Annotated in this window: 6 protein-coding genes and 1 pseudogene; 5 read left to right on the forward strand and 2 right to left on the reverse strand. The window is 55.4% G+C overall.

Annotated features, from left to right (window positions below; translation table 11 throughout):
- Positions 1-104 precede the first annotated feature (104 nt).
- From CKW31_RS29385 to CKW31_RS29395, 3 genes are all read left to right on the forward strand, one after another.
- On the forward strand, positions 105-437 hold the full coding sequence (locus CKW31_RS29385; protein WP_024650775.1) for a transposase: 333 nt from the start codon (positions 105-107) through the stop codon (positions 435-437).
- Positions 434-769 carry an IS66 family insertion sequence element accessory protein TnpB gene (gene tnpB / locus CKW31_RS29390; protein ID WP_024650776.1) on the forward strand — a complete coding sequence of 112 codons (336 nt, stop codon included), beginning with the start codon at positions 434-436 and terminating at the stop codon, positions 767-769. The genes CKW31_RS29385 and tnpB overlap by 4 nt, the downstream gene beginning before the upstream one ends.
- Before the next feature lie 81 nt (positions 770-850).
- Positions 851-2,443, forward strand: coding sequence for an IS66 family transposase (locus tag CKW31_RS29395; protein ID WP_095102702.1), 1,593 nt, complete (start codon positions 851-853; stop codon positions 2,441-2,443).
- Here CKW31_RS29395 and CKW31_RS29400 read toward each other — a convergent pair.
- On the reverse strand, positions 2,424-2,855 hold the full coding sequence (locus tag CKW31_RS29400; RefSeq protein WP_371856839.1) for a TetR/AcrR family transcriptional regulator: 432 nt from the start codon (positions 2,853-2,855) through the stop codon (positions 2,424-2,426). The genes CKW31_RS29395 and CKW31_RS29400 overlap by 20 nt on opposite strands.
- Positions 2,856-3,047, reverse strand: a pseudogene (locus CKW31_RS30535) (helix-turn-helix domain-containing protein); the annotation flags it as partial.
- Positions 3,048-3,175: 128 nt separating this feature from the next.
- Between CKW31_RS30535 and CKW31_RS29405 the strand changes: the two are divergent.
- Positions 3,176-3,616: a hotdog fold domain-containing protein gene (locus CKW31_RS29405; protein ID WP_024650779.1), complete on the forward strand. Its 441-nt coding sequence runs from the start codon at positions 3,176-3,178 to the stop codon at positions 3,614-3,616.
- A gap of 124 nt (positions 3,617-3,740) precedes the next feature.
- Positions 3,741-4,298 (forward strand): thioesterase family protein, encoded by a 558-nt coding sequence (locus CKW31_RS29410; RefSeq protein WP_095102707.1) that lies wholly within the window; start codon positions 3,741-3,743, stop codon positions 4,296-4,298.
- Positions 4,299-4,393: the final 95 nt, after the last annotated feature.

Genomic DNA, 4,393 nt, shown 5'->3' on the forward strand with positions numbered 1-4,393 from the left:
GGTATCCGTCCGGCGAAGTCATCTACCCAGCCCCGCAAAGCCAAGACATGGTGTGCACTTAAATTTTAGTGGACACCATTTCTAGCCTTTTAAGCGGGTCTTTCATGCAGCCAGAACGCCGTTCCTACTCCAAATCCTTCAAGGCCCAGGTCATTCAAGAGTGCGCCCAGCCCGGAGCCTCGATTGCCAATGTCGCGCTGAGCCACAGCCTTAACGCGAACCTCGTCCATAAATGGATTCGAGTGCAAACGCAGAAAGCCATGGCGCTGCAACCTGCGTTCATTCCGTTGCCCTTGCAGCCAGCCGGAGCAAATTCGCAGGCTGCGTTATCGACTATCTGTCTCGAAATCCCACATCCGCGCGGCACCGTCAAAGTGAACTGGCCGACCGAAAGCGCTGCCGCCTGCGCCACCTTTCTGCGAGATCTGTTGCGATGATCCGCATCGACACCATCTGGCTCGCCACCGAGCCCATGGACATGCGCGCCGGTACTGACACTGCTCTGGCGCGGGTGGTCGCGGTGTTCGGTGCGGCGCAGCCGCACTGTGCTTATCTGTTTGCCAACCGCCGCGCCAATCGAATGAAAGTGCTGGTGCACGATGGGTTGGGTATCTGGCTGGCAGCGCGCCGCCTAAATCAGGGCAAGTTCTTCTGGCCGGGTTCTCGACACGGCTCTCAGATGGAATTAGGTGCCGAACAACTGCATGCATTGGTGCTGGGCTTGCCTTGGCAAAGAGTTGGCCCAGGCAGCGTAATTTCCATCATATAACACCTGCCACGACCAGCCAGGCCGTGCAATTGTCCGATGAGCCTATCTTCGATTTTAGGCTGTTCTGGCAAAATCGGCGGCATGACTTCGTTTCCTAATCTCGACCACTTAAACCCTGAACAACTGCGTGCTCTCGCGGCGCAGTTGATGCAGCGTGTCGAGAATCTCGATCAGAAAGTCGAGACGATGGGTAAGCAGATTCACCATCACAAAACGATCAACGAGAAACTGGCCCACGAGATCGCGCAGCTCAAGCGCTTCAAATTTGCCAAGCGCAGCGAGCAACTAAGCCCGGATCAGGCCAGCCTGCTTGATGACCTAATCGACTCCGACATCGCGGCCATCGAAGCCGAGCTTGAAGCGCTGCAACCCGCGCCTGTTTCGACCGAGGCTCGGCAAAAACCTAAACGTACCGCCTTGCCGCCGCAGTTTCCGCGCACCCTGATCCACCACGAGCCCGATAACAGCCACTGCCAGTGCGGCTGCGTCCTCAAGCGCATCGGCGAGGATGTCAGTGAGAAGCTCGACTACACGCCGGGCGTGTTTACCGTCGAGCGTCACATCCGTGGCAAGTGGGTCTGCGATCAGTGCAAAACCCTGATCCAGGCACCGGTTCCGGCGCAGGTCATCGACAAGGGCATCCCGACCGCCGGCCTGCTAGCCCACGTGATGATCGCAAAGTTCGCCGACCATTTACCGCTCTATCGTCAGGAGTCGATTTTTGGTCGGGCCGGTCTGGCCATTGCCCGCTCGACCTTGGCGCAATGGATCGGCAGCTGTGGCGTTCAGTTGCAGCCGCTGGTCGATGCCCTGCACGATGCTGTTCTTGAACATGGCGTAATCCATGCCGATGAAACGCCGGTGCAGATGCTAACGCCGGGCGTAAAGAAAACCCATCGCGCGTATGTCTGGGCCTACGCCACCAGCCAGTTCTCGGACTTGGCAGCGGTCGTTTACGACTTCAGCCCGAGCCGCGCCGGAGAGAATGCACGCAACTTCCTGCAAGGCTGGAAAGGCAAGCTGGTCTGTGATGATTTTGGCGGCTACAAGGCCAGCTTCGAACTGGGCGTCACCGAGATTGGCTGCATGGCCCATGCACGGCGCAAGTTCTTCGAGCTGCACGCCACGAACAAGAGCCAGCTCGCCGAACAGGCCTTGCGCTACATCCAGTTGCTTTACGAAATCGAGAGTGAAGTCCGCCACTTGGAACCGGAATTACGCCGCCGAGTACGCCAAGAAAAAGCCGTGCCGGTGATGGATGCCTTGCATGCCTGGATGATCGCCCAGCGTCAACTTGTGCACGATGGCTCGGCTATCGCCAAAGCTTTGGATTACAGCCTGAAACGCTGGACGGCGCTGTCGCGCTATCTCGATGATGGGGCTGTACCCATTGACAATAATTGGTGCGAGAACCAGATCCGACCATGGGCGCTGGGTCGTAAGAACTGGCTATTTGCAGGTTCACTGCGCAGCGGCAGACGGGCAGCGGCGATAATGAGTTTGATCCAGTCGGCGCGACTCAATGGGCATGATCCATATGTTTATTTGAAGGACGTCCTCACGCGCCTGCCAATACAACGAGCGAGCAAAATAGCCGATCTTCTTCCGCATCGCTGGAGCCCGCTAATTGTCTCCGCAGGGGACAGGGATAAGCTTATACGCCAGGCTTCTTGATGGAGGCCCAAGCTGCGTTACCAAGGTGATCACGATAATCCCTGGGGCTTTTCTCCACCCGCTTTGAAAGCCAAGCTCTTGAATAACTCTCGGACTGCCCGATTATCAGCGAAGGTAAAAGCTCCGCAGGGATATGGGAAAGGAGTTCTTCTCCGCCAAGATTGCTCATCCAGACGAGCAGCTTTTTGTTCCTCTGTTTGTTTCGCGCCGCCAGATCTTCCCTGAACGGCCCGGTCGCTACGGAGGAGCGTGCTTGCAGAACGAAGCGGGCCCATTCTGGTTGGCCCTCGACCCAGTCGACGTAGCTGTAGACAATCGCCCGAATGCCCCCTTCCACTGATACTGCATTTCGCAAGTATTCGTCCCTAAGGCTTTCCTGATCATCCAAAGCAGCATAGAACAACGCAGCCACCAACCCCTCCTTGCTTTTGAAATGGTGGTAGACGGCACCCACGCTCGCACCGCATTCAGATCGAATACTCTCAATTGTGGTGGAATCGATGCCTCCTAGGTTAAACGAGTGCAGGGCTTGGCGAAGGATGGCGCGTTTAAGATCAGCACGCCTTCCGGGAATAACGCGATCTAGGAGGTCTGTAGCGTGCATTCTGATGCCCAAAAAACTGAATGGTACGGCCTGCGCCTTGAACTAGGAAGCCGATTGACATACCCACGTTAGCAGAATAATGTTCTGTAACCGAATAAGGTTCTGTTTTCTAACAAAAGGGTGATGTCATGAGTCAAGCTCTCAGCATGTTCAACAGCGTAGGTTCCTCTGCATTCACCAACATGGTGTGCCAAATGGCACCTTACTTCAGCACGATCAACCCGGAAATCACTGAGTTGAGGTCAACGTATGCTGTGGTGACAGTGCCGTTTCGAAAAGAGATCACAAACCACTTGGCATCCGTGCACGCCATCGCGCTTTGCAACGCTGCGGAGCTGGCGGGAGGCATGATGACTGACGCGTCTGTTCCGACAGGTGCGAAATGGATTCCTAAGGGAATGGTTGTGGAGTATCTAGCGAAGGCGAAAACCAACATCCGAGCCATCGCAGATGGCAGCGCGGTTGACTGGGCGACGGCAGGGGACAAAATCGTGTCTGTCGACATTTTTGATGAGGCCGATGTGAAGGTTTTCACAGCTAAGATCACTATGGGTGTGAAGCTGACTTGATATGCCCTCCCGGTGCCCGCCAAATAGCGGGCGCCGCGCGATCCTGCTTCTCTCCCTGCCTGAACTACATCCACGGAAGCGACGTGTAGCACGACCGAGTGGATCTCTGAACAATGGCATCATTATGAATCTCTGGTTTCGACTCATCCTCACCCTCATACGCCGGCCCTGGCGCACTCCCTTCAACGCGTTAGAAGCATCAGTCACAAGGATGCGGGTATGGCCATTGGATTTAGACCTAAACCGACATGTTACTAATGGTCGATATTTCACAATGGCTGACGTCGGGCGCATGGATTTCGTATTACGCAGTGGTGCATTCCGTGTCGCTTTTCGAGAAAAAGCAGTACCAATCGTGGGTGATACTTGGGGTAAATTTCGCCGTGAACTGAAGCTATTTCAAGCATTCGAAATCCACACCAAGCTGCTGGGGTGGGATGACAAATGGATTTTCATGGAACATCGTTTTGTGAGCGATGGCAGGGTCGCAGGGATCGTGGTTATTCGGGGGCTGTTTCGCTCATCCAGGGGAACGGTCGCACCCACCGTGTTCGCTAGGGAACTGGGTTTAGGGGAGAAATCGCCAGAGATGTCAGAATGGGTGACATCTTGGGCGGACGGCTGCGACAGCATGAGCGCCCAATTGCGAGCAGAAGAGGAGATGATCAATCCAAGGGCTTGAGTACATCCGTAGATGCGTTCTGACAACGTTGCTCTAAGTACATTTGGAATGAGCGATGCAGCATCACTTGCAAGATGCCTTGGCCATACGCTTAC

The organism is Pseudomonas sp. Irchel 3A5, from assembly GCF_900187575.1.
In the GTDB taxonomy this organism is placed as follows: Bacteria; Pseudomonadota; Gammaproteobacteria; order Pseudomonadales; family Pseudomonadaceae; genus Aquipseudomonas; species Aquipseudomonas folii.